A 23,514-nucleotide genomic window follows, 5' to 3' on the forward strand; every position below is an offset into this window, starting at 1 on the left:
TCAACTCACCCCCAGGCAGTTCTTCAGTCGGATCAGGCCGTCGCGGATGCGGGACTTGATGGTGGGCACGGCGGCGTTCAGTTTCTCTGCCACCTCACGGTAGGTCAGGCCACCGTAGTACGCTAGCTTCACGGATTCCTGCTGGGTGTCCGTCAGCGTTTCCAGGCAGCGGACCACCGCCTCGGCCTCGAGCCGGCTGCCGACCTCGTCGGACACCGAATCGTGGTCGATGTCCTGGCTGCTGGCACCGTAGCGGGCCTCCCGGTCGCTGGCGGACTGGGTCGAGCGGACCTTGTCCACGGCGCGCCGGTGCGAGATGGTCATCAGCCAGGCCAGCGGGCTGCCGGCGGCGGAGTCGAACTTGGCCGCGTTCTGCCAGACCTGGAGGAAGACCTCCTGCGTGGTGTCCTCGCTGAGCTCGGGATCGATCAGGACCCTGCGGGCCATGCCGAAGACACGGCGGGAGGTGAGCTCATAGAACTCGGCAAAGGCTGTCTGGCTGCCGCCGGCGATCTGTTCGAGCAGCACACCGAGCCGGTGGTTCACATCGGCGGGGCTCGACGGGGGAGCGGCCTCGCGGTTCGGGGCGTTCGGAGTTTCCATCACCTTCAAGCATAGGCCGCCGCCGCCCGCGCGGAGGTCAGGCCGGGCCCGCAGGGGGTGCCCCGTTCGGTGCGGTCCGCCGGACCTGTGTACCTGGAGTGTGCTCACGGGCCGCTCCTCGCTCCTTTCCTTGGCTGGCGTATGTGGTGTCCATGAAGGATTCGGCGCCGCGCCGGAGTTGGATGGGAGGGACTTAAACGGGGCCGTTCAGAGATTGGCGCCGGCGAAACCATTCTGCCGCCACGCCTCGTAGACGGCGATCGAGGCGGCATTGGCCAGGTTCAGCGAACGAAGCGCCGGCAGCATGGGGAGGCGGACCCGGGCGGTGACGTGCGGGTCGTGCTTGGCCTCCTCGGAGAGGCCCACGGATTCCCTGCCGAACATCAGCACGTCCCCGGGGCGGTAGGCGATGTCCGTGTAGGAGGTGTCGCCGTCGGAGGTGAAGGCGAAGACCCGTTCCGGTTGGAGGGCCTCCCACGCCGTGGCCAGGTCCGGGTGCACGGTCACGACGGCGAGGTCGTGGTAGTCCAGGCCCGCGCGGCGGAGCTTGGCGTCGGAGAAGTCGAAGCCCAGCGGCTCCACCAGGTGCAGCTGCGCCCCGGTGATGGCCGCGAGGCGGATGGCGTTGCCGGTATTACCCGGAATTTCGGGGCTGTCGAAGAGGATGCGGAACACGGTCCCATCCTAGCCAGCGGCCCCGGCCGCTAGTGCATTCCGCGCAGCAGCCGGGCCAGGACCGGCACTAGGACCGTGTTCGGGGCCGGACCTGAGCCGAGGAACTGTTTCAGTCCCCGGGCCAGGCCGGCGGCGTTGACCACCTGGACGGTCTCAAGGGCGTCCTCCCCGCCCCGCCGGCGTCCAGGCCGGTCGATCACCGGCTCGTGCAGATTGCCGTCGGTGCTGTGCACCACGGTCCAGCCGGTGACGTTGAGTTCGGGGAAGATGTCCTGCATCCGCCGGACCACGTGGGCCAGTTGCGGCGGCGCGACCGAGCGGCCGCCGTGGTTTAGGGTGCGACCGTCCCAGGCGTACGCGCCCGGCGGCAGCAGCATGGACCCGATGATGGCCATCCGGTAGCCGGAGAGCAGCACGTGGTCGATGTGGCTGTTGTCCGCCGGGGACTGCAGCCCGTTGATCAGCCGGGCGCCCGGGATGCCGGGGAGGACCTGGCGGGAGAGCAGTTGCACCGTGCGCAGTTCGCGCTGGATCCGGGCCTCGGCACCGAAGATGCCCCGGCGGCGGGGCATCCCGTGGACCTGCTGGCGCGCCGTCGACGCCGGGATCAGCGGCACCTCGCCGGCCGCCGCAAGCTCCTCGAAGGAGGGGACGTACACCGGGGCGTCGGCGGCGGTGCTGCGGGGTGTGTTGGGCCGGCGCACGTGGGCCGAGGCGCGGCTGCCGGCGGCCGGGGCGTCGAAGTGCGCGCCCTCGTCCTCCGGCGGAATTCTGCTGGCGGCCGAGGTCCCGCTCCCGTAGGAACGGTCGTAGTCGGCCCGGCGGCGGGCGTCGATGAGGGTCTCGTAGGCCAGGGTGACGCGGCGGAAGGTGGCCGGGTCCCCGCCGTGGTCCGGGTGGGCGGTGCGTGCGGCCTTCCGGTACGCCACCTTGATGTCCTTCTCCGTCGCCGTGACCGGAATCCGAAGAACCTGGTAATGCGAACTGCTGCCCTGCGTCACGCACCGTTCCTTTGCCTCGAGGGGACTTCCCGCCGGCGGCTCCGGCGTCGCCAGTTTAACCGGCTTGAGGGGAACAACGAGCGCGGAGCCGTGGAAGGTTCCCCGGCGGCTGGCATAATTCAGGCCATGAAGATCGCCCTCGCCGTCAACCCCCGCGCCTCGTTCGGCCGCGGCCGGCACGCCGGCGGGGCAGCGGTGGAGTGTTTCCGGGCTGCCGGCGCGGAGGTGGAGCTTCTCTGCGAGGAGAGCTACGCCGCCCTCGCGGCGCGGGTGGCCGACGCCGTCGCCGGCGGAGTGGACGCGCTGGTGGTGGTCGGCGGCGACGGGATGGTCCACCTGGGCGTCAACGCGCTCGCCGCCGTGCCCGCCGTCGCCGGGACCGAGGGCGGCGCCCCCGCAGCCGCCGCAGGGACTGCCGCCGGGACCCCGCTCGGCATCATCCCCACCGGCACGGGCAACGACCTGGCCCGGATGCTGGAGTTGCCCCGGCACGACATCCCGGCCGCGGTGGAGCGCGTCCTCGCGGCCCTCGGCTCCGGCGGCCGGCGGATCGACGCAGGCCGAGCGGTCTCCGCCGGCCGGACGCACTGGTTCGCCGGCGTCCTCTCCGCGGGCTTCGACGCCGCCGTCAACGAACGCGCCAACGCCTGGCGCTGGCCGCGGGGCCAGTCCCGCTACAACCTGGCCATGCTCCGCGAGCTGGCCGGATTCACCGCCATCGACTACACCCTGACCATCGACGGCGAGCGCCGCCGGCAGGGCGCCATGCTGGTCTCGGTCGCCAACGGCCGCTCCATGGGCGGCGGCATGGCGATCGCGCCGGAGGCGAGCCTGGAGGACGGTCTTTTGGACCTGTTCGTGGTGCACCCGCTCTCCCGTGCCGCGCTCCTGGCGGTCTTTCCCAAGGTCTTCACCGGCCGGCACGTCGGCCACCCCGCCGTGGAACTGCGCCGGGTGCGCCGGGTGGTGCTCGAGGCCGACGGCGTCGTCGCCTACGCGGACGGCGAGCGGCTGGGACCGCTGCCCCTGACCATCGACGTGGTGCCCGGGGCCCTCCGGGTGCTGGCCTAGGAGTCCGATGCCCGCCCGCTCGTTCCGCCGCGCCCCGGCTGCGGCCCTGTCCTTACTGGGCGTCCTGCTGCTGGCCGTGTCCGGGTGCAGCGTCGGCGTCCCCGACCCGGCCGTCCCGGCGCCCGCCACCTCCACCGGCGTGCCGGCCCCCGCCACCCCTACCGTCACCCCGGGCCACGACGCGGACGCCGTCGCCGCCCGCGACCTGCCGTTCAGTGCGGGGGAGAGCCTCGCCGCCGGGGTCCCCGTCCAACTCTCGGACGGGCTCAAGGACGCCCCCGGCTGGTCCGCCGCGGGCCAAGGCACCGCCGGGGCCAGCATCTATAAGAAGGCCGACGGCTGCCAGGTGGCGGCCCGGGTCAGCACCAACCAGGGGCCGCTGTCTGTTCCCGGGAACGACAAGGCCTCCACCGAGGCGCTGTTCCACTACCTGGACCCCAGCATCCTGCCCGGCTACCTCGCCACCGACACCCTCCGGTGGGGCGGGGACGCGGACAAGCCCGGCCCGCGGGTGGAGGTTCTGGTGTACTACGGCGGCGCGACCGGCACGCGGGCAGCGGTCAGTTACGCCCGGATGTTCGCGAAGGCAGGCTCGTCCGTCTACGTGTCCGTGGCGTGCCCGGACCGGGGCTCGCTGGCCGCGGCCCGCGCCGACGTCGCCGCCCGCCTGGCCGTGCTGCCGCCGTCATCCTGACGCGCCGGGGACGACGCCGAAGACGCCGTAGCCGGGGCCGCTGTGAGCGGCAGGGCCCGGGGCTGGCCCCGCAACCCGGTCAGCAGGACTCCGGCGATGACCAGGATCCCGCCGACGATCTGCACCACCGTCAGCGGCGTGCCCAGCGTTACGGTGATCGCGGCGGTGAACACCACCATCAGGTTCAGGTAGTTCCCGGCCGTCCCGGGCGGAGTGGTCCGCAGGGCCAGGTTCCAGAACAGGTAGGCGCCGAGCGAGGGGAACACGGCGATGTAGGCCAGCGACCAGGCCTCCGCAGGGGTGTCCGGCAGCCGGGCGTGGAAGGCCAGCGCCAGCGGGGCCAGAGTCACGGAGGCCATGGCCACCTGCACCGCCGTGGCGGCGATCGGCGGCAACGCCAGCCGGCGGGCGATGATCGTGTAGCAGCCCCAGACCACGATCGCGCCGATCATCAGCAGCTCACCGGTGTTGATGGACAGGCTCAGGATCCGCTCCAGTTGGCCCTGGGTCAGGACCAGGAGCACCCCCAGCAGTCCCAGGCCGATGCCCAGCCAGCCCAGCCGGGTGGTGCGCTCGCCCAGGAACAGCACCGCCAGCACCACGATCAGGGCCGGGTTCGCCGCGGTGATGAGGGAGGCGTTCACCGCGGAGGTGAAGCCCAATGCCCCGTACAGCAGCAGGGTGTAGCCGCTCATCCCCAACGCGCTGAGCAGCAGCAGCACCGGCCAGCGGCGCAACACCGCGCGCCAGTCCGGCTTCTCCACGAAGTGGGCCAGGGCCAGCAGCGGCAGGGCGGCCAGGGTCCAGCGCCAGAAGGTCAGGTCCAGCGGCGACATGGACGCCACGGCGGCCTGCCCGACGACGAAGTTGCCGGACCAGAACAAGGTAGCCAGGACCAGGTACAGGGGCGCTTTCACCGCTTGAATGTACACCAGCGCGGGGACCGGATTGGCAACCGTTTCGACGTCGTTCCGCAACCCTTCTTCGGCCCCCGCCGGCGTGCCGGGCGCCGCCGATAGAATTGGAGGGTGCCTGCCTATCTCGACCACGCCGCCACCACCCCGCTCGCCGCGGAGGCGCTCGCCGCCCTGACCAGGGAGCTTGCCCGCACCGGCAACCCCTCATCGCTGCACGGCTCCGGCCGCCGGGCCCGCCGCGCCGTCGAGGATGCCCGCGAGGCGCTCGCCGCCGCTGCGGGGGCGCACCCCTCCGAGATCATCTTCACCTCCGGCGGCACCGAGGCGGACAACCTGGCCGTCAAGGGTCTTTACTGGGCCCGCCGCGCCCAGGATTCCCGCCGCACCCGGATCCTGTGCTCCACGGTTGAACACCACGCCGTGCTGGACACCGTCGAGTGGCTGGAACGGCACGAGGGCGCAGAGGTGGCCTGGCTGCCCGTGGACTCCGACGGCGTGCTGGACCTGGCCGCGCTCACGGCCGAACTGGAACGGGACCCGGAATCGATCGCCCTGCTCACGCTGATGTGGGCCAACAACGAGGTCGGCAGCATCCAGCCCGTGGCCGAGGCCGTGCGGCTGGCCCACGGCGCCGGCGTGCCCGTCCACTCGGACGCCGTGCAGGCCTTCGGATCCCTGCCGGTGGACTTCCGCGCCAGCGGCCTGGACGCCATGTCCATCTCCGGCCACAAGATCGGCGGCCCGGTGGGCGTCGGGGCCCTGGTCCTGGGCCGCGCCGTCACCCTCACCCCGGTCCAGCACGGCGGCGGGCAGGAGCGGGACGTGCGCTCCGGCACGCTGGACACCGCCTCCATTGCGGCCTTCGCCGCCGCCGCGGAGGCGGCCACGGCCCGGTTCGGGGAGGAGACCGCCCGGATCGCGGCGCTCCGTGACCGGCTCATCGACGGCGTCCGCGCCGTCGTGCCGGAGGCGGTGCTGCGCGGCGCCCCGGGGGAGGGCCGGCTGCCCGGCAATGCCCACTTCACTTTCCCCGGCTGCGAGGGCGACTCGCTGCTGTTCCTCCTCGACCTCGCCGGGGTGGAGTCCTCCACCGGCTCCGCCTGCACCGCCGGGGTCCCGCGCCCCTCCCATGTGCTGCTGGCCATGGGGCTGGACGAGGACACCGCCCGCGGCGCCCAGCGCTTCAGCCTGGGCCACGCCTCCACCGACGCCGACGTCGACGCGCTGCTGGCCGCCCTGCCCGGCGCGTACGCCCGGGCCCGGCAGGCCGGCATGGCCGGGCACGAATCCAGCATCCAGACCGCGGGCACCCTGGCCCGGCGCAACGCTTCGGGCTAGGCCTCCCGACGGCGCCGCCGGCTGGTACACCGCCGACGTCGGTCCGGGGCGGTTTTTGGGGCAGCATCCGGCGCGGCGGTAGAATCGTGGCTGGGCGGTGTGTTATTCCGGCGCCCTCCTCCCACTCCCCAGAGAAAGCCAGTATGCGAGTTCTTGCAGCCATGAGCGGCGGCGTCGATTCGGCCGTCGCAGCAGCCCGCGCCGTCGAAGCCGGACACGACGTCGTCGGGGTCCACCTGGCGCTCTCCCGCATGCCGGGAACGCTGCGCACCGGCAGCCGCGGCTGCTGCACCATCGAGGACTCCCGCGACGCGTGGCGGGCCTGCGATGTGCTCGGCATCCCGTACTACGTCTGGGACTTCTCCGAACGGTTCAAGGAGGACGTGGTCCAGGACTTCATAGACGAATACGCCGCCGGCCGCACGCCCAACCCGTGCATGCGCTGCAACGAGCGGATCAAGTTCGCCGCGCTGCTGGAGAAGGCGATCGCCCTGGGCTTCGACGCCGTCTGCACCGGCCACTACGCCAAGGTCATCACCGACGCCGACGGCAACCCCGAACTGCACCGTGCCGCGGACTGGGCCAAGGACCAGAGCTACGTCCTGGGCGTGCTCACCCACGAACAGCTCAAGCACTCGATGTTCCCGCTCGCGGACACCCCCTCCAAAGCGGAGGTCCGCGCCGAGGCCGAACGCCGCGGCTTGTCCGTGGCGAACAAGCCCGACAGCCACGACATCTGCTTCATCCCCGACGGCGACACCGCCGGCTGGCTCGCCGAGAAGATCGAGATGACCGGCGGCGACATCGTGGACGAAATCGGCGCCAAGGTGGGCGAACACCCCGGAGCGAACGCCTTCACCGTCGGCCAGCGGCGAGGCCTCAAGCTCGGCACGCCCGCCGCCGACGGCAAGCCCCGCTTCGTCCTGGAGATCCGCCCGAAGGAGAACAAGGTGGTGGTGGGCCCCGAGGCGCTGCTGGCCATCGACGAGATCCGCGGCATCAAGGTTTCCTGGGCCGGCCTGCCGATCGCCGAGATCGCCATCGGCGCCGACTTCGACTGCCACGCCCAGGTCCGCGCCCACGGCGAACCCGTACCCGCGTCGGCCCGCATGGAGCACGACGCCGGTTCCGGCGAGCTGGTGGTCACGCTGGCCGAGCCGCTGCGCGGCGTCGCCCCGGGCCAGACCGTGGTGCTCTACCAGGGCAGCCGGGTCCTCGGGCAGGCGACGATCGACGCCGCCCGCTCCCTGCAGAGGGCGGCCCTCTAGCCGCTGCTGCCTTCCTTCCGGAGGGCCGGAAACCGGCCCGAAACCTGAAGGAAACGATGAGATGCCCCGCGTGGTGTAAATTTTGTGTCTCAACTCACAAGATTTAGCGGTACACCCTGCGGTGTTCTGGTTGAATCAGAAAATCAGGACCGTGCGCCGCCCCGAGTCGAGCATTTCGGCGGCCCACGAGCACTCATCGAACAGAAAGTTCACAGATGGCAATGAACAAAAAGGCCCTGCAGAGCGCCATCGCGCTGGCCGGGGTTTCCGCCTTTGCATTGACGGCCTGCACCGGCCCCTCCGGCGGCGGAACGTCCTCCGGTGGCTCGGCTTCCGGCGGCGCCATTACGTACGGCACCACCGACAAGGTGGTCACCCTCGACCCGGCAGGCTCCTATGACGCCGGTTCGTTCATGGTGATGAACCAGATCTACCCGTTCCTGCTCAACTCCAAGCCGGGCACGGCCGACTCCAGCCCGGACATTGCCGAGTCTGCCTCCTTCACGAGCCCCACCGAGTACACCGTCAAGCTCAAGTCCGGGCTCAAGTTCGCCAACGGCCACGCCCTGACCTCCTCGGACGTGAAGTTCTCGATCGACCGCGTCGTCAAGATCAACGATGACAACGGCCCCGCATCGCTGCTGGGCAACCTCGACTCGGTCACCGCCAAGGACGACACCACCGTTGTCTTCAAGCTCAAGCAGGGCAACGACCAGGTCTTCCCGGGCGTGCTCGCCGCCAACGCCGGCCCGATCGTGGACGAAGAAGTCTTCCCGGCCGACAAGCTGATGAGCGACGACGACATCGTCAAGGCCAAGCCCTTCGCCGGCCAGTACACGATCGAGAGCTACAAGAAGAACGAACTGATCAGCCTCAAGGCCAACCCCGACTACAAGGGCCTCCTGGGCAAGCCGGCGAACGACAGCGCCACCATCAAGTACTACGCCGACTCCAACAACCTCAAGCTCGATGTCCAGCAGGGCAACATCGACGTCGCAGGCCGCAGCCTGACCGCGACCGACGCCGCCGACCTCGAGAAGGACTCCAAGGTCAAGGTCCACAAGGGCCCGGGCGGCGAGCTGCGCTACATCGTCTTCAACTTCGACACCATGCCCTTCGGCGCCAAGACCCCCGAGGCCGACCCGAAGAAGGCCCTGGCCGTCCGCCAGGCCATGGCCGACATCGTCGACCGCGACGCGATCGCCTCCCAGGTCTACAAGGGCACCTACCTGCCCGCATACTCCGTCGTTCCGGACGGCTTCGTCGGCGCCATCAAGCCGATGAAGGACATGTACGGCGACGGCAACGGCAAGCCCAGCCTGGACAAGGCCAAGCAGGCCTTCAGCGACGCCGGCGTCACCGGCCCGGTCACGCTGAAGCTGCAGTACAACCCGGACCACTACGGCAAGTCCTCCGGCGACGAGTACGCCATGATCAAGGAGCAGCTGGAGAAGTCCGGCCTCTTCAAGGTCGACCTGCAGTCCACCGAGTGGGTCACCTACTCCAAGGACCGCACCAAGGACGTCTACCCCGTCTACCAGCTCGGCTGGTTCCCGGACTACTCCGACGCCGACAACTACCTGACCCCGTTCTTCATCCCGGGCAACTTCCTTAAGAACCACTACGAGAACCCGGCCGTGACGGACCTGATCAAGAAGCAGCTCACCACCGTTGACAAGGGTGAGCGCGAAAAGGTCCTCGGTGACGCCCAGACGGCCGTCGCCAAGGACCTGCCCTCCCTGCCGCTGCTCCAGGGCGCCCAGCTCATGGTTGCCGGCAAGGACGTCCAGGGCGTCGACAAGACCCTCGACGCATCCTTCAAGACCCGGCTTGGCGTAATTTCCAAGTAGGTCCCATCCCCATCCGGTCCTGACCAGCCACAGAGGCGGGGCGCCCGCGCGGCGTCCCGCCTCCGTGCTGAGGGCAGGACAACCGATTCCCAAGGCCCACGAAGCCGACGGAAACACACATTTAGGTACCAATGACAACACTTATCGAGGCACCGCCCAGCGATGCCGACGGCCTGATGCCGACCAAGAAGAAGTCGTCCGGCGGGGGACTGGGCCAATACATCCTGATCAGGTTCCTGCTGATCTTTCCTACCATCCTGATCCTCGTGACGCTCGTGTTCTTCCTGATGCGCATCACGGGCGATCCGATCACGGCCGCCCTCGGCGGCCGGCTCCCTCCCGAGCAGCTGACCGAGCGGATCCACGCCGCCGGCTATGACCGGCCCATCTTCGTCCAGTACTTCGAGTACCTGGGCCAGCTGATCACCGGCAACTTCGGCACCACGCTCTCGGACAACCGCCAGGTCTCCGAGATGCTCACCACCTACGGTGCCGCGACCCTCGAGCTGTCCATCAACGCCCTGCTGGTGGCCCTGGTGGTAGGTATCCCGCTGGGCATGGTGGCCGCGCACCGCCGCGACAAGGCCCCCGACGCCGTGCTGCGCATCTTCGCGATCCTCTGCTACGCCACCCCGGTGTTCTTCGCCGGCATGCTGCTGAAGCTGACCTTCTCCGTGTGGCTGGGTTGGCTGCCGGTCGCCGGGCGGGCGAAGACCTCCACGGAACTGGCCCTCACCGCGCTGTCCGCACCGACCGGGATCTACTGGCTGGACTCGCTGCGCAGCGGCAACATGGCGGCGCTCGGCGACGTCACCGCGCACGCGGTGCTGCCCGCCGTCGCCCTCGGCCTGCTCACCGCCGGCATCTTCCTGCGCCTGGTGCGCACCAACGTCATCGGCACCCTCGGCAAGGACTACGTCGAGGCCGGGCGTTCCCGCGGCGTCAGCGAATACCGCCTGGTGACCAAGCACGCCTACAAGCCCGCGCTGATCCCGATCATCACGGTCATGGGCCTGCAGATCGCGGTCATGCTCGGCGGCGCCGTGCTGACCGAGACCACCTTCGAATGGAAAGGCCTGGGCTTCCAGCTCGCGACCTACCTGACGGCCCGCGACTTCGTGGCCGTCCAGGGCATCGTGGTGCTGCTGGCCGTGATCGTGGCCGTTACCAACTTCATCGTGGACATCGTCGCCGCGCTGATCGACCCCCGCGTGAGGTACTGACATGAGCACTGAATCCACCATCGCCGCGGAAAACCGCAGGGAACCGTGGTTCCGGCGCCTGCCGGTCGTGTCCCACTTCAACAAGAGCGTCGGCCTGCAGCGCGGCATGCTGGTCACCGGCCTGATCCTGACCGTCATCTTCCTGCTCACCGCCGTCTTCGCCCCGCTGATCGCGCCCTACGGCTTCGCCCAGATCTCCGACGCCGACGGCGGGTTCCCCGCCCAGCAGGCGCCGGGCGGCAAGCACCTGCTCGGCACCACCGTGGGCGGCTACGACGTGTTTTCCCGCGTCGTCTGGGGCGCCCAGACCGCCGCCATGGTGATCGTCGTCGCCGTCATCATGTCGATCTTCATCGGCGTGATCCTCGGCCTGGTCAGCGGCTACATCGGCGGCTGGCTGGACCGGATCCTGGTGGTCATCGCCGACGCCGTCTACGCCTTCCCGTCCCTGCTGGTGGCCATCGTCATGGCGATCGTGATCAGCGGCGGCCGCTCCAGCCTCTGGGGCGGCATCCTCGCCGCGGCGATCTCCATCACCGTGGTGTTCATCCCGCAGTACTTCCGGGTTATCCGCGCCGAGACCATCCGGCTCAAGGCCGAACCGTTCGTCGAGTCGGCCAAGGTGGTGGGCGCCTCCAACGTGCGCATCATGACCCGGCACATCTACCGCAACGCCACCCGGACCCTGCCGCTGATCTTCACGCTGAACGCCTCGGAGGCCATCCTGACCCTCGCGGGCCTCGGCTTCCTGGGCTTCGGCATCGAACCGACGTCGGCCGCCGAATGGGGATTCGACCTGAACAAGGCCCTCTCCGACACCACCTCCGGGATCTGGTGGACCGGCGTCTTCCCCGGCTTGGCCATCGTCCTGACCGTCGTCGGCCTGACCCTGGTGGGCGAGAGCATCAACGACCTCAACGACCCCCGGCTGCGCGGCCGCAAGAAGGCTTCCGGCAAAGCCGCACCCGGCCCGGCCACGGCAGCACCAACAGCAGAAGTGAGCACGTCATGACCACCAATATCGGCCACGCAGCCGACCAGCAAGGCCGCGGCGCCGGCCCCGTGCTGGACATCGACCACCTCAGGGTCACCTTCGCCACGGACGCCGGGGACGTCTACGCCGTGAAGGACGTCAGCCTGGAGGTCAACCCGGGGGAGGTCGTCGCGATCGTCGGCGAATCCGGCTCCGGGAAGACCGTCACCGCCAAGACCATCCTGGGCCTGCTGCCGGAGACGGCCATCAGTTCCGGGGCGGTGCTGATCAACGGCAACAACGTCATCAGCGTCAGCGCCTCCAAGCTGCGGGAAATCCGCGGCCGCGACGTCGCGATGGTCTTCCAGGAACCCTCCACCGCCCTGAACCCGGTATTCACGGTGGGCTGGCAGATCGCCGAAGGCATCCGCGCGCACGCCGGCCGCAACGGCGGCAAGGTCAGCGCCAAGGACGCCAAGGCCCGCGCCGTCGAAGCCCTCCGCAAGGTGGGCATCCCGGACCCGGAGACCCGCGTCAACTACTACCCGCACCAGTTCTCCGGCGGCCAGAAACAGCGCGTCGTCATCGCCGCCGCGCTGGCCCTGAACCCCGGACTGATCGTCGCGGACGAGCCCACCACCGCCCTGGACGTGACCGTGCAGGCCGAGATCCTCGAACTGCTCCGCGACCTCCGGGACCAGTACGGCACCTCGATCGTGCTGATCACCCACAACATGGGCGTCGTGGCCGACCTCGCCGACCGCGTCGTCGTGATGTACCAGGGCGACGTCGTCGAGGAAGCAACCTCCCGGGTGCTGTTCGCGGAGCCGAAGCAGGACTACACGAAGAAGCTCCTCGCCGCCGTCCCGCACCTGGGCCGCAACTCCGCCTCGGCGGGGATGACCGAACGCGCCCACCAGGGCGGGAAGGTGCTGGTCGAGGCCAGGGACCTCACCATCGAATACCCGGGCCGCCTCGGCAGCCCGGCATTCAAGGCCGTCGACCGGGTGAACTTCACCCTCTCGGAGGGCGAGGTCTTTGGCCTGGTCGGCGAGTCCGGCTCCGGCAAGACCACCATCGGCCGGGCCATCGCGGGCCTGAACAAGACCACCGGCGGCAGCCTCAAGGTTCTCGACTACGAGATGCTCAACCTCAAGGAGCGCAGCTTCAAGCCGCTGCGCAAGCAGATCGGCTTCGTGTTCCAGGACCCGGCGGCGTCGTTCAACCCGCAGCTGACCATCGGGGAGTGCATCGCCGAACCTCTGGTCATCCACTCCAAGCCGACGCCGGCGCAGGCCCGGCAGCGGACCCGCGAGCTGCTGGAGTCCGTGCAGCTGCCCGCGGCCTACGCCGACCGGTACCCGCACGAACTCTCCGGCGGCCAGCGGCAGCGCGCCTCCCTGGCCCGGGCCCTGATCCTGAACCCGAAGCTGCTGATCGCCGACGAACCGACGTCGGCGCTGGACGTATCGGTGCAGGCCAAGGTCCTGGAGCTGTTCAAGGACATCCAGGCCGAGTTCGGCTTCGCCTGCCTGTTCATCAGCCACGACCTCGCAGTGGTGGACATCCTCTCGCACTGGGTGGGCGTCCTCTACAAGGGCCGGATGGTCGAGCAGGGGCTGGGCAGCCAGGTCATGGGCAACCCGCAGCACGACTACACGAAGAAGCTCATCGCTTCCCTCCCGGTCCCCGACCCGGAGGAGCAGGCCCGGCGCCGGGAGCAGTTCCGCGCCGTCCTGGGCAGCTGACGCCCGCGCCCGCACCCAGCATCACAGCGCTGCCCGCCGTCCGCACCGGACGGCGGGCAGCGCCGCTTAACACCCGGGTCATCGGGCGGCCAGCCCCTAGACTGGAGCAATGACCGAGCAGAGCCACAGCCTCCACCACGACGCCGATGACGACTACGACCCCGCCGCCAGTTCCCTGGCCGGCCAGGTCGATCCCGCGGTAATGGCGGAGCTGCTCTCCATCCGGTCCAGCATCGACAACATTGACGCCACCCTGGTCTACCTTCTGGCCGAACGGTTCAAGGCCACGCAGAAGGTGGGCCACCTCAAGGCCAAGCACCAGCTGCCGGCGGGGGACCCGGGCCGCGAAACCGCCCAGATCGCCCGGCTCCGGCGGCTCGCCGCCGAGGCGCACCTGGATCCCGCCTTCGCGGAAAAATTCCTGAACTTCATCATCGGCGAGGTCATCCGCCACCACGAGGCCATCGCCGAGGACCACCAGGCCGCGGGCCGGGCGGACGCCGCCGGGACCGCCGTCTCCACCCAGGCGTGAGCGGCACCGACTCCGGGGCCGCCCAGGTCACCGTCACCGCCCACGGGCCCTGGCCGGGGACGGACCCGCTGGAAGCCGCCCGCATCATCCGCGGCGAACTCGGCGCCCCGCACCTGCCGTTCCTGGCCGAACTGCCCGCCCGCGGCGTCGGTTCGGACGCCCTGGGCCGGACCGCCGCGCTCCTGGAGGGCCTCGCCGTCGACGTGCAGCCGCACGGCTGGCGCCTGGTGGACCGCCCCGGCCGGGACGCCCGCCGCGCCCGGTCCGCGCTGGCCACCGACATCAACGTCCTCGCGGACGTCGCCGGGACCGAGTCGGTGTCCGCCGACGCCCTGAAGATCCAGCTCCGCGGACCGCTCAGCCTCGCCGCCGGCCTGCACCTGCACAGCGGTGAACGGGCGCTGCTGGACCACGGCGCGCGGCGGGACCTCGCCGAGTCCCTCGCCGCCGGCGTCGGCGCCCACCTGCGCGCCGTGGCCGCCGCCGTGCCGGGCGCCCGGCTGGTGGTCCAGCTGGAGGAACCCGAGGCCGCGGCCGTCCTGGCCGGGACGATTCCCACCGCCAGCGGCTACCGGACCCTGCGGGCCGTGGCCGGCTCCGAGGTCACCGAATCCTGGCGCCTGGTGGTGGACGCATTGCACGCCGCCGGCGCGGACGAGGTCGTTATCGCCGTCCCCGAGGTGGAGGCACCCCTCGAGAGGATCCTCGCGGCCGGCGCCGACGGGATCGCCGTGCCGCTGCGCGCCCTGACCTCCCGCCAGTGGGAACACCTCGCGGGCGCGGTGGAGTCCGGACGGAAGATCTGGGCCGGGGTGCTGCCGGTGGAGGACCCCGCGGCGGAGCCGCCGTCCGCCCGGACCCTGGCCGAGGCGCTGTGGCGGCCCTGGCGCCAGCTCGGGTTGCCGGCCTCCTCGCTCGGCGCGGTCCGGCTCACACCCGCCGGGGGACTGGCCGGCCACTCGCCGACGTCGGCCACCCGAGTGCTGGCACGGCTGACGCACGCGGCCGACGCGCTGAACCAGATCGCCCTGGGCTAGCCGCCCGGCGCCCCCGCCTTAGACCCGGGACTCCCAGCGGTCCGGCCGGGCGTACGCGGGAAGGTAGCCGGGGGCTCCGGTCCCGTTCGGGTACGGTTCCAGCCGGTAGTCGAAGCGGCCAGCGTAGACCAGCACGAGGCCGACCTGCGGCTGGATGGCCTTGACCTGGATCCGGTGCTTGCCCTCGGCGGCGTCCCACCACTGTTCGGCGTAGGCCTTGGCGTCCAGCGGGCCAGGCAGCGGCAGCCGCAGCGGCCCCAGCAGCAACCGCGAGACCTCCGAGATGCCGCGAAGCCGGCCTTCGGGGGTAACGCTGAGGTTTAGGTCCGTGGCCAGCCGGCGGTACCGGCCCACGTAGTCCACCAGCCGGTGCCGGCCGCCGGTCGTGTCCCAGCTGGTGGTGTCGGAGAAGACCCGGGTGACGCCGGGGAAGAAGATCTCGCGCCGTGCCGTCAGGCTGGGCCGGCCGAAGGGGTCCAGGTGGGCGTGGTTTTCGATCCGGAACCGGATGCCCTCGCCGTACTCGGGGAAGAACGCCTGCTCACCGGTGACGGCCCGCATGAAGGGGCGGAGCCAACGCTGCCGGCAGCCCACGACGTCGAACACGCCCTCGCCCACACCGTAGTGGCCGGAGCCATGGGCCAGGGAGAAATAATCCTGGAGTTCGGGATGCAGTCGGGCGAAGTCCCCGCCCAGGCCCAGCCGGTAGATGGGGTCCACACGGTTCACGGCATCCTCCTCGGACTGCGGGCCGCCCGCCGGCCCTGGGACGAATCTACCCGCCCCGGCCGGCGGTCCGCGCCATGCCGGGAGCCGCACGAATACGACAAAGCCATTTCAATAAGGGAATATATAACGTATGAAGGCACGGATTTTGGTAGTGGACGACGACGAGGCCCTGGCCGAGATGATCGGCATTGTGCTGCGCAACGACGGCTTCGACCCCGTCTTCTGCGCGGACGGCGGGCAGGCCCTCGAGGTCTTCCGCTCCGCCAAGCCGGACCTGGTCCTGCTGGACCTGATGCTGCCGGGGATCGACGGCATCGAGGTCTGCCGCCAGATCCGCGCCGAATCCGACGTGCCGATCGTGATGCTCACCGCGAAGGCGGACACCTCCGACGTGGTCCGGGGCCTGGAATCCGGTGCCGACGACTACGTCCCCAAGCCGTTCAAGCCCGCCGAGCTCGTGGCCCGCGTCCGCGCCCGCCTCCGCCCGGGCGACCAGAAGGCCCCCGAGACCCTGCGCATCGCCGACGTCACGATCGACGTCGCCGGCCACGTGGTCAGCCGCAACAGCGAGCGGATCTCGCTGACTCCGCTGGAGTTCGACCTGCTGGTGGCCCTGGCCCGCAAGCCGTGGCAGGTCTTCACCCGGGAACTGCTGCTGGAGCAGGTCTGGGGTTACCGCCACGCGGCTGACACCCGCCTGGTGAATGTCCACGTCCAGCGGCTGCGTTCGAAGATTGAACGCGACCCCGAAGCCCCCGAAGTTGTCTTGACGGTCCGTGGTGTCGGCTACAAAGCAGGGTCCTGAGCCCGGCAGCGGTACCCCCGCACCGGCCACTTCCGGGCCGGAGGCTCCGTCGCCGGTGACCCCCGAGCCCGCGACCTCCGGGCCCGCTGCGGAGCGGCCGGAGAATGAAGCCCTGACCACCCGCCGCGGCCGGTCCGTGCTCTTCCGCGCCGGAATCTGGGCCCGCCGCGCCCGGATCGTCGCCGTCCGCGTGCTCCGCTTGGTCCTCATCGGCGCCTCCCGCACCCTGCCCGCCACCCGCTACCTGCTGCGCGCCCTGCAGCGCCGCTGGCGCCGGTCGCTGCAGTTCCGGACCGTGCTGACCACCCTGCTGCTGGCCATCGGGTCCTTCGCCGTCGTGGGCGCCTATCTCTCCAACCAGATCGCCAACAACCTCTTCCAGGAGCGGCTGGCGCAGGCCGAATCGGAGACCCGCTATAACGTCAAGCAGGTCCAGGACACCTTCGACGGCGCCCAGGTCACCGACCAGTCCAGCGTCATCACCCTGGTTTACGACACCTTGAACGCCGTCGAGGGCCGCGGCTCGGTCATCCAGCGCCGGTACGTCTTCGAGGCGATGCCGGAGCAGACCAAGCCGCGCAACCGCTGGGTGGAATCCCGGGCCTCGGACCAGCTCACCATCGCCGTGATCCCGCCGGACCTGCGCAAGGCCGTGCAGCAGTCGGGCAAGGACCAGTTCTGGGCCTCCACCGAGTTCCCGGTGGGCACCGAGGACCGGCCCGGCATCGCCGTCGGCAACAAGGTGACCTTCAACGGCACCGTGTATGAGCTCTACCTCATCTACGACCTGAACACGGCGCAGAAGACGCTGGACGAGATCCAGAACGTCCTGCTGGTCGGCGCGGCCGTGCTGGTGCTGCTGATCGGCGCCGTCGCCTGGTACGTCACGCGCAACGTCGTCAGCCCGGTCAGCCACGCCGCCGTCGTCTCCGAAAAGCTCGCCGCCGGCCAGCTGCAGGAGCGCATGGTGGTCAAGGGCGAGGACGAGGTGGCCCGTCTGGGCGCCTCCTTCAACCACATGGCCGCCAGCCTGCAGGAACAGATCACCCAGCTGGCCACCCTGTCCCAGATGCAGCAGCGCTTCGTCTCGGACGTCTCGCACGAGCTTCGGACCCCGCTGACCACCGTCCGGATGGCCGCCGAGGTCCTCTACGACGCCCGCGAGGACTTCGACCCGATCAATAAGCGGTCAGCCGAGCTGCTCTACCACCAGGTGGAACGCTTCCAGTCGCTGCTGGCGGACCTGCTGGAAATTTCCCGCTTTGACGCCGGCGTGGCCATGCTCGACGCCGAACCCACGGACATTCTGCAGCTGGTCGACCACGTCCTCGAGGGCGTCGCCCCGGTGGCCGCCGAGTACGGCTCCGAGGTGAGCCTGCACGCGCCCGAGGGCAGCATCATCGTCGAGATGGACGACCGGCGGATCGACCGGATCCTGCGCAACCTCATCCTCAACGCGCTCGAACACGGCGAGGGGCGGCCCGTCAACGTCTCCGTGGCCGCGAACGACACCGCCGTCGCCATCGCCGTCCGGGACCACGGCATCGGCATGACCCAGGCAGAGGCAGCGCGCGTCTTCGACCGGTTCTGGCGTGCCGACCCCGCCCGGGCCCGCACCACCGGCGGCAGCGGCCTCGGCCTCTCGATCGCCACCGAGGACACCAAGCTGCACAACGGCTGGCTGCAGGCCTGGGGCAAGAAGGGCAGCGGCTCGAACTTCCGGCTCACCCTCCCGCTGCGCCAGGGCGAGAGCATCGGCCGGTCGCCGCTGCAGCTCGAGCCTGCCGACGTCGGACTCGACGGCGGCGCCGGCAACCAGATGGTGCTGCTGAACCACGCCGCCCCGGGTGCCGGCCCCGTTCCGGTCCCCGGCACGGGAGCGGCTGCGGTCCCGGGCACGGGTGCGGGCGGGACATCAGGCGGCCCGGCGAACAGCCCGGCAGCCGGGGAGGACCAAGCATGAGGACCACCACGGGACGTTCGGCCGGCACGCGGGCCGGGAGGCTGGTCCGCTTCGCCGCGGCCATGCTGGCGATGGTGCTGCTGCTGGGCGCCTGCGCGCAGATTCCGCGCTCCGGGCCGGTGGGCAAGAGCAGCGACGAGAGCGCCGGCAAGCCGAACAACGCCCCGGTGTTCTTCCCCGTCGCGCCGCGCCCCGGCGCCGGACCCGAATCCGTGATCGAGGACTTCTACCTGGCCGGCAGCGGCTACGAGGACGATTACGCGGTGGCGCGGCAGTACCTGACCCAGGCGTCCTCGGTGAAGTGGAAACCGGACCAGCGGGTGCTGGTCTACCGCTCGGCGCAGGTGGTGCCCACCGCCGTCGAGAACGTCTACAACTACCGGCTGGACCTGGCGTACACCGTCGACGCCGACGGGATCGCCACCCAGCTGCCGGAGGGCACCACCGAGAACGTCCCCGCGACGCTGACCAAGGTCGACGGCGAGTGGCGGATCGCGGACATCCCCGACGGCACCGCCATCCCGGAGGAGACCTTCAAGGTCATCTACGGCGCGTACCCGATCTACTTCTACGACCCGACATTCACGTACGCGGTCCCGGACGTGCGCTGGTTCATCAAGAAGAAGACCGTCAAGGCCATGACCAGTGCCCTGCTGGGCGGACCCGCCCCGTACCTGAAGGGAGCGGCGGTCAGTGCCTTCCCGGCCGGCATCAAACTGGCCCGCGAGTCCGTGCCCGTGGTCTCCGGCGCCGCCCAGGTGGACCTGACGGCCAAGGACCTCACCGACGCCTCCAACGAGGACCGGCTCAGGATGCAGACCCAGCTGGCGCTCACCTTCCGCAGCCAGCCCGACGTGATCAACGTCGAGCTGCGCGCCAACCAGGACCTGGTTCGGGTGGACGACAACGGCTCCGTGCTGCCCCCGATCCGCGACAAGGACGTGCCGGCGCGGCAGATCGCCGTCAGCAACAACGACCTGGTCCGGGTGGAGAACAACAAGATCGGGCCGCTCCCGGACATCGCGTCCGTCAGCGCCCTGGGCCCGCGGTTCCCCGCCGAGTCTCCGGCCAGCCAGGCGGCGGCGTTCCTGAACGCCGGCCGCACCACGCTGTACTCGATCATTCCCGGGCAGCCCGCCCGGGCCCTGGCGAACCGGGGCACGCTGTCCCGGCCCTCGTTCGACCGTTTCGACTGGGTCTGGAGCGCCGGTCCCGGGGCGAACGGTGCCACCGAGGTCGCCGCCTACCGGCCCACCGGGGTGGCCGAGGGCGGCACCGTTCCGACGGTGACGCTCACCGGCGCCTGGCTCGCCGGAGCCGTGGTGAAGGAATTCCGGGTGGCCCGGGACGGGACGCGCGCGATGGTGATTTCGTCGCTGAACGGCAAAACCCGCGTGCAGCTCACCGGCATCATCCGCAACGCGGACGGCACGCCCAAGGATCTCACCGCCCCCGTGACCCTGCTCACCGCGCATGACCCGGACCAGGGGGTGTGGGTCAACGACCTGACGGTGGCCGTGATGAAGGGGACCGCGACGGAAAACGTCACCCCGGAGCTGCTGTCGATGACCGGCACCGCCCCGCAGGAGCTGGCCCCATGGGCCGGGCTCACCGGGCTCAGTGCCGGCAACGGCACGGCGGAGATCTACGGCCAATCGGCGGACGGCATCTTCCAGCGGCTCGGCAACGGCTGGTCCCTGCAACTCAAGGGCGCCATCGACCCGGCCTTCCCGGGGTAGGAGCCTGCGGGGAGCCGGGCCGGTTGTCCACATAGCCGCATCCTGACGCGGGCGCGGCCACGGGGGCGGTGCAGGCTGGAACCATGACTCAACCCGGTGCCCCGCCGCCCGCTCCCGGACCGCCCCGTCCACCGTTTCCGGCATTGGGTCCGCCTGGTCCCGGGGCGCTGCCGTCCCGGCAACGGCTGGCGGGACGGGCCACGGCCATGATGTCCGCCGGCTTCGAACAGCCGCAGCGCCGCCGCCCGGCGCGGGGCGCGGACCCGGACCTCCTCCCGGCGCCCGAGGCTGCCCGGCACCGTGGCGGTTACCGGTCGTGGGTGGCCCGCCTGGCCGACGCCGTGGCAGCCGCAGCAGCCGAACTGCTGACGCTCGTCCTCCCCGCGGAATGCGCCTGCTGCGGGGCGGAGGACCGGGTCCTATGCCCGGCCTGCGGACGGAGGCTCCGGCAGCTGACCCGCACGCCGTTCCGGGCCGAGGCGCGCGCCCCCGCCCTGATGGACATGGACGGTTCGGTCCTGCTGCCGGTGGTCGCGGCCGGGGTCTACCGCGCCGAGCTCGCCCAGGCCCTGCTGTCGTTCAAGAAACACGGCCAGCGGGCGGTGGTCGAGGACCTCGCCCGGTGTCTGGGCGCCGCTCTCGTGGCCGCCGGACCGCCCCCGGGAACCCTGCTCGTCCCGGTGCCCACGACGTCCGCCGCCTTCCGACGTCGGGGATTCAGCCCGGTGCACCTGGTTCTCTCCCGTGCCCGGGCCCGCGGGCGCCTGCCGCCCGGAACGGAAGCCGCTGACGTCCTGCGCAAGACCCGAAGCCTGGGGGCGGCGTGGAATGGGACCACCCGGCAGAGCCGGACTACTCGGAAGGCCGGGACTACTCAGAAGGGCGGGACGTCCCAAAAGGGTCTGGGCCGCGCCGGGCGGACCCGGCGGCTGCGCGGGTCGATGCGCATCCGCCGCGGGCTGACCGGGCCGGCGCTGGCCGGACGTCCCTGCCTCCTCGTCGATGACGTCCTTACCACCGGCGCCACGCTGGCGGAAGCGGCCCGGGTTCTGCGGTCCGCGGGAGCGGTTGTCAGGGGAGCGGTCGTGCTCGCCGCGACACGCCCGCCCGCCTCCCATGTGTCGGAACCCGAGACCCGCGGCAGGGCGCCGGACAGGGTCGCAATGGAAAAAAATAAACCACAAAAGGGTGAAGAACAGGTGGCGATGAACTAACGTCGAACATGGGTACCAAGAACAGATGTACCTGTCGATAGCGGCTCGGAAAGGGGCTCGACTGTCCGTCAGATGAGCCCCCGAAGTGCCGCCGTCGTGTCACCGAAGTCATTTGGAGGGCACCATGGAGTTCATGATCAGCGGTCGCAATTTGACGGTCTCCGACCGGTTCCGCGAGTACGCCGAGGAGAAGATCTCGAAGATCAATTCCCTCGGCGACAAGGTCCAGAGGGTGGATGCAAAGGTCACCAAGGAAACCAAAGTCCGGCAGATTGCAGAGCTGCTCACGGTTGAGCTGACAGTCCTGGGCCGCGGCCCGGTGATCCGTGCCGAAGCCAGCGCGGCGGACAAATTCGCCGCCTTCGATCTGGCCTATAACAAGCTTCTGGAGCGGCTGCGCCGGGCCAAGGACCGCAAGAAGGTCCACCACGGCCGGCACACCCCCAAATCCGTGACCGAGGCGACGGCCTCCCTCGAACCGGCGAGCACCCGCGAACCGATCTACGAGGAGGCGGCCCACTGGTCCGAGGCGAAGCCGGAGGAGAAATCCCCCTACGAGGTGGAGAATGATCTCCCTGCCGGGGACTCGCCGGTCCTGATCCGCCGCAAGGTCTTCCCCGCAGCGTCCCTCACGCTCGACGAAGCCGTCGACAACATGGAACTGGTCGGCCACGATTTCTACCTCTTCGTGGACAAGGAAACGAAGGCTCCCTCCGTCGTATACCGCCGCGAAGGCTGGACCTACGGCGTGATCAGCCTCGACCAGACCTGCGCCCCGGGCGAGGCTCCCCTGGAGGAAAAGATCGTCGCCTATCGTTCTGAAGGAGAGCCCGCCACCGCATAGGCGGGGACAACCGACGAAGGGAAAGATGTGCCCGCAACGCTGAGCCTGAAGCAGGCACGGCGGATCGCACTGGCAGCCCAGGGATTGGACAAGGTCCGGCCCACCGCCCCGGTAAGTTCACGGGCGGTGGGCCGGACCTTTGCCCGCCTGCAGCTGGTCCAGATCGATTCGGTCAACGTGCTGGCGCGCAGCCACTACCTGCCGTTCTTCTCCCGGCTCGGGAACTACGACCGGAGCATCCTGGAACGCCTCTCCGGGGTGCACCCGCGCCGGATGATGGAGTACTGGGCGCACGAGGCCAGCTTCATCCGTCCCGATCACTTCGAGGACCTGAGGCTGTGGCAGAAACGGAAGTGGGTCGGCGCCCATGCCATGGACCCGGAGGAACGCGGCGACGTTGCCGCCCGGATCCTGTCCGAGCTGGCCGGGGGGCTGCCGCTGACCGCCGCCGAACTCACCGTCCGGCTGGGCCACGTGGAAACCCGGAGCACGGACAACTGGGGCTGGAACTGGAACACCGTCAAACGGGTCCTCGAGGACCTGTTCGAGGAGGGGACGGTGACGGCGGCGTCACGGACCGGCAGCTTCGAACGCCGCTACACCCTCACCGCCCGGGTCCTGCCGTCCACCGCAGTGGCATCAGTGGGACCGGAAAATACCGAGCAGGGCGGCGGCCGGCCCGACGCCGGGGCAGCCATGCTTCGCCTGATCGACGCCGCGGCGCTGGCCCACGGGATCGGGACCCTGCGCTGCTTCGCCGACTATTTCCGCACCCCGCAGCGGGCCGCCGCGGAGGCGCTCGCCGAACTCGTCGAGGCTGGTCGGCTGGAACCGGTGACCGTGGCCGGCTGGGACCGGCCCGTCTACCGGCATGTGGAGGCGCGGCTGCCCCGCACCGCCACCGGCCGGGCCCTGCTGAGCCCGTTCGACTCCCTGGTTTTCGAGCGGCGGCGGCTCGAGGAACTCTTCGGCTTCCACTACCGGCTGGAGATCTACACGCCGGAGCCCAAGCGCCGCTTCGGCTACTACGTCCTTCCCTTCCTGCTCCGCGACGGCATCGTCGCCCGCGTCGACCTCAAAGCGGACCGTGCCGCCGGCAGCCTGCTGGTCCGCGGCAGTTTCGCGGAGCCGGACGCGCCGGGGGACACCGCCGTCGAACTCGCGGCAGAACTGCAGCTCATGGCAGAGTGGTTGGAGCTGGACCGGATTATCGTGGCCCCCGTGGGCGATCTGGCGCCGGCGCTCGCACAGGCGGTGGCTGGCCTGCATCCGCTTTGAGGGAACAGGCGC

The 23,514-nt window shown here is 70.3% G+C and carries 21 protein-coding genes; 16 read left to right on the forward strand and 5 right to left on the reverse strand.

The genetic code is table 11. The features are described 5' to 3' along the window. The 3 genes from ABC337_RS13520 to ABC337_RS13530 all read right to left on the reverse strand — a co-directional run bounded on the left by ABC337_RS13520 (window position 1) and on the right by ABC337_RS13530 (window position 2,279). Window positions 1-603: a sigma-70 family RNA polymerase sigma factor gene (locus ABC337_RS13520; RefSeq protein ID WP_412883529.1), complete on the reverse strand. Its 603-nt coding sequence runs from the start codon at window positions 601-603 to the stop codon at window positions 1-3. Window positions 604-810: 207 nt separating this feature from the next. Then, on the reverse strand, window positions 811-1,278 hold the full coding sequence (locus tag ABC337_RS13525) for a tRNA (cytidine(34)-2'-O)-methyltransferase (protein ID WP_412883528.1): 468 nt from the start codon (window positions 1,276-1,278) through the stop codon (window positions 811-813). A 29-nt stretch (window positions 1,279-1,307) separates the two neighbouring features. Then, window positions 1,308-2,279 (reverse strand): J domain-containing protein, encoded by a 972-nt coding sequence (locus ABC337_RS13530; protein WP_412883527.1) that lies wholly within the window; start codon window positions 2,277-2,279, stop codon window positions 1,308-1,310. Between the two features lie 126 nt (window positions 2,280-2,405). On the opposite strand from ABC337_RS13530, the gene ABC337_RS13535 reads away from it, so the two are divergent. Both ABC337_RS13535 and ABC337_RS13540 read left to right on the forward strand, forming a co-directional pair. After that, window positions 2,406-3,350 carry a diacylglycerol/lipid kinase family protein gene (locus ABC337_RS13535; protein WP_412883526.1) on the forward strand — a complete coding sequence of 315 codons (945 nt, stop codon included), beginning with the start codon at window positions 2,406-2,408 and terminating at the stop codon, window positions 3,348-3,350. A gap of 7 nt (window positions 3,351-3,357) precedes the next feature. Continuing rightward, window positions 3,358-4,044 (forward strand): hypothetical protein, encoded by a 687-nt coding sequence (locus ABC337_RS13540; protein WP_412883525.1) that lies wholly within the window; start codon window positions 3,358-3,360, stop codon window positions 4,042-4,044. Here the strand turns inward: ABC337_RS13540 and ABC337_RS13545 are convergent. Continuing rightward, window positions 3,951-4,961, reverse strand: a complete 1,011-nt coding sequence (locus ABC337_RS13545) for a DMT family transporter (RefSeq protein ID WP_412883524.1) — start codon at window positions 4,959-4,961, stop codon at window positions 3,951-3,953. The genes ABC337_RS13540 and ABC337_RS13545 overlap by 94 nt on opposite strands. 111 nt (window positions 4,962-5,072) lie before the next feature. On the opposite strand from ABC337_RS13545, the gene ABC337_RS13550 reads away from it, so the two are divergent. The 8 genes from ABC337_RS13550 to ABC337_RS13585 all read left to right on the forward strand — a co-directional run bounded on the left by ABC337_RS13550 (window position 5,073) and on the right by ABC337_RS13585 (window position 14,930). Further along, window positions 5,073-6,299 carry a cysteine desulfurase family protein gene (locus ABC337_RS13550; protein ID WP_412883523.1) on the forward strand — a complete coding sequence of 409 codons (1,227 nt, stop codon included), beginning with the start codon at window positions 5,073-5,075 and terminating at the stop codon, window positions 6,297-6,299. 143 nt (window positions 6,300-6,442) lie between these two features. Beyond that, window positions 6,443-7,567 (forward strand): tRNA 2-thiouridine(34) synthase MnmA, encoded by a 1,125-nt coding sequence (gene mnmA, locus ABC337_RS13555; protein WP_412883522.1) that lies wholly within the window; start codon window positions 6,443-6,445, stop codon window positions 7,565-7,567. 215 nt (window positions 7,568-7,782) lie between these two features. After that, window positions 7,783-9,417, forward strand: a complete 1,635-nt coding sequence (locus ABC337_RS13560) for an ABC transporter substrate-binding protein (RefSeq protein ID WP_412883521.1) — start codon at window positions 7,783-7,785, stop codon at window positions 9,415-9,417. Window positions 9,418-9,548: 131 nt separating this feature from the next. Continuing rightward, complete coding sequence (locus ABC337_RS13565) at window positions 9,549-10,640, forward strand: ABC transporter permease (protein ID WP_412883520.1); 1,092 nt, start codon at window positions 9,549-9,551, stop codon at window positions 10,638-10,640. Window position 10,641: 1 nt separating this feature from the next. Next, a complete protein-coding gene (locus tag ABC337_RS13570; protein WP_412883519.1) occupies window positions 10,642-11,652 on the forward strand; it encodes an ABC transporter permease in 1,011 nt (336 codons plus the stop codon). Further along, entirely contained in the window at window positions 11,649-13,361 is a 1,713-nt protein-coding gene (locus ABC337_RS13575; protein WP_412883518.1) for an ABC transporter ATP-binding protein, read from the forward strand. Before ABC337_RS13570 ends, ABC337_RS13575 begins: the two co-directional genes overlap by 4 nt. 109 nt (window positions 13,362-13,470) lie before the next feature. Then, complete coding sequence (locus ABC337_RS13580; RefSeq protein ID WP_412883517.1) at window positions 13,471-13,893, forward strand: chorismate mutase; 423 nt, start codon at window positions 13,471-13,473, stop codon at window positions 13,891-13,893. Continuing rightward, entirely contained in the window at window positions 13,890-14,930 is a 1,041-nt protein-coding gene (locus tag ABC337_RS13585; RefSeq protein ID WP_412883516.1) for a uroporphyrinogen decarboxylase/cobalamine-independent methonine synthase family protein, read from the forward strand. Before ABC337_RS13580 ends, ABC337_RS13585 begins: the two co-directional genes overlap by 4 nt. Window positions 14,931-14,948: 18 nt before the next feature. On the opposite strand, the gene ABC337_RS13590 is transcribed toward ABC337_RS13585, so the two are convergent. Continuing rightward, window positions 14,949-15,659 carry a DUF4166 domain-containing protein gene (locus tag ABC337_RS13590; protein ID WP_412883515.1) on the reverse strand — a complete coding sequence of 237 codons (711 nt, stop codon included), beginning with the start codon at window positions 15,657-15,659 and terminating at the stop codon, window positions 14,949-14,951. A gap of 130 nt (window positions 15,660-15,789) precedes the next feature. On the opposite strand from ABC337_RS13590, the gene mtrA reads away from it, so the two are divergent. The 6 genes from mtrA (at window position 15,790) to ABC337_RS13620 (ending at window position 23,502) form a co-directional block, all read left to right on the forward strand. After that, window positions 15,790-16,464 carry an MtrAB system response regulator MtrA gene (mtrA, locus tag ABC337_RS13595; RefSeq protein WP_290255690.1) on the forward strand — a complete coding sequence of 225 codons (675 nt, stop codon included), beginning with the start codon at window positions 15,790-15,792 and terminating at the stop codon, window positions 16,462-16,464. Between the two features lie 136 nt (window positions 16,465-16,600). Further along, entirely contained in the window at window positions 16,601-18,427 is a 1,827-nt protein-coding gene (gene mtrB, locus ABC337_RS13600) for an MtrAB system histidine kinase MtrB (protein ID WP_412884924.1), read from the forward strand. Beyond that, window positions 18,424-20,166, forward strand: coding sequence for an LpqB family beta-propeller domain-containing protein (locus ABC337_RS13605; RefSeq protein WP_412883514.1), 1,743 nt, complete (start codon window positions 18,424-18,426; stop codon window positions 20,164-20,166). Before mtrB ends, ABC337_RS13605 begins: the two co-directional genes overlap by 4 nt. Window positions 20,167-20,372: 206 nt before the next feature. After that, a complete protein-coding gene (locus ABC337_RS13610; protein WP_412883513.1) occupies window positions 20,373-21,380 on the forward strand; it encodes a ComF family protein in 1,008 nt (335 codons plus the stop codon). 124 nt (window positions 21,381-21,504) lie between these two features. Beyond that, window positions 21,505-22,224 carry a ribosome hibernation-promoting factor, HPF/YfiA family gene (gene hpf / locus ABC337_RS13615; RefSeq protein WP_412883512.1) on the forward strand — a complete coding sequence of 240 codons (720 nt, stop codon included), beginning with the start codon at window positions 21,505-21,507 and terminating at the stop codon, window positions 22,222-22,224. 27 nt (window positions 22,225-22,251) lie between these two features. Continuing rightward, window positions 22,252-23,502 carry a winged helix-turn-helix domain-containing protein gene (locus ABC337_RS13620; protein WP_412883511.1) on the forward strand — a complete coding sequence of 417 codons (1,251 nt, stop codon included), beginning with the start codon at window positions 22,252-22,254 and terminating at the stop codon, window positions 23,500-23,502. Window positions 23,503-23,514: the final 12 nt, after the last annotated feature.

Source organism: Arthrobacter phoenicis, assembly GCF_047238215.1.
Classification (GTDB): domain Bacteria; phylum Actinomycetota; class Actinomycetes; order Actinomycetales; family Micrococcaceae; genus Arthrobacter.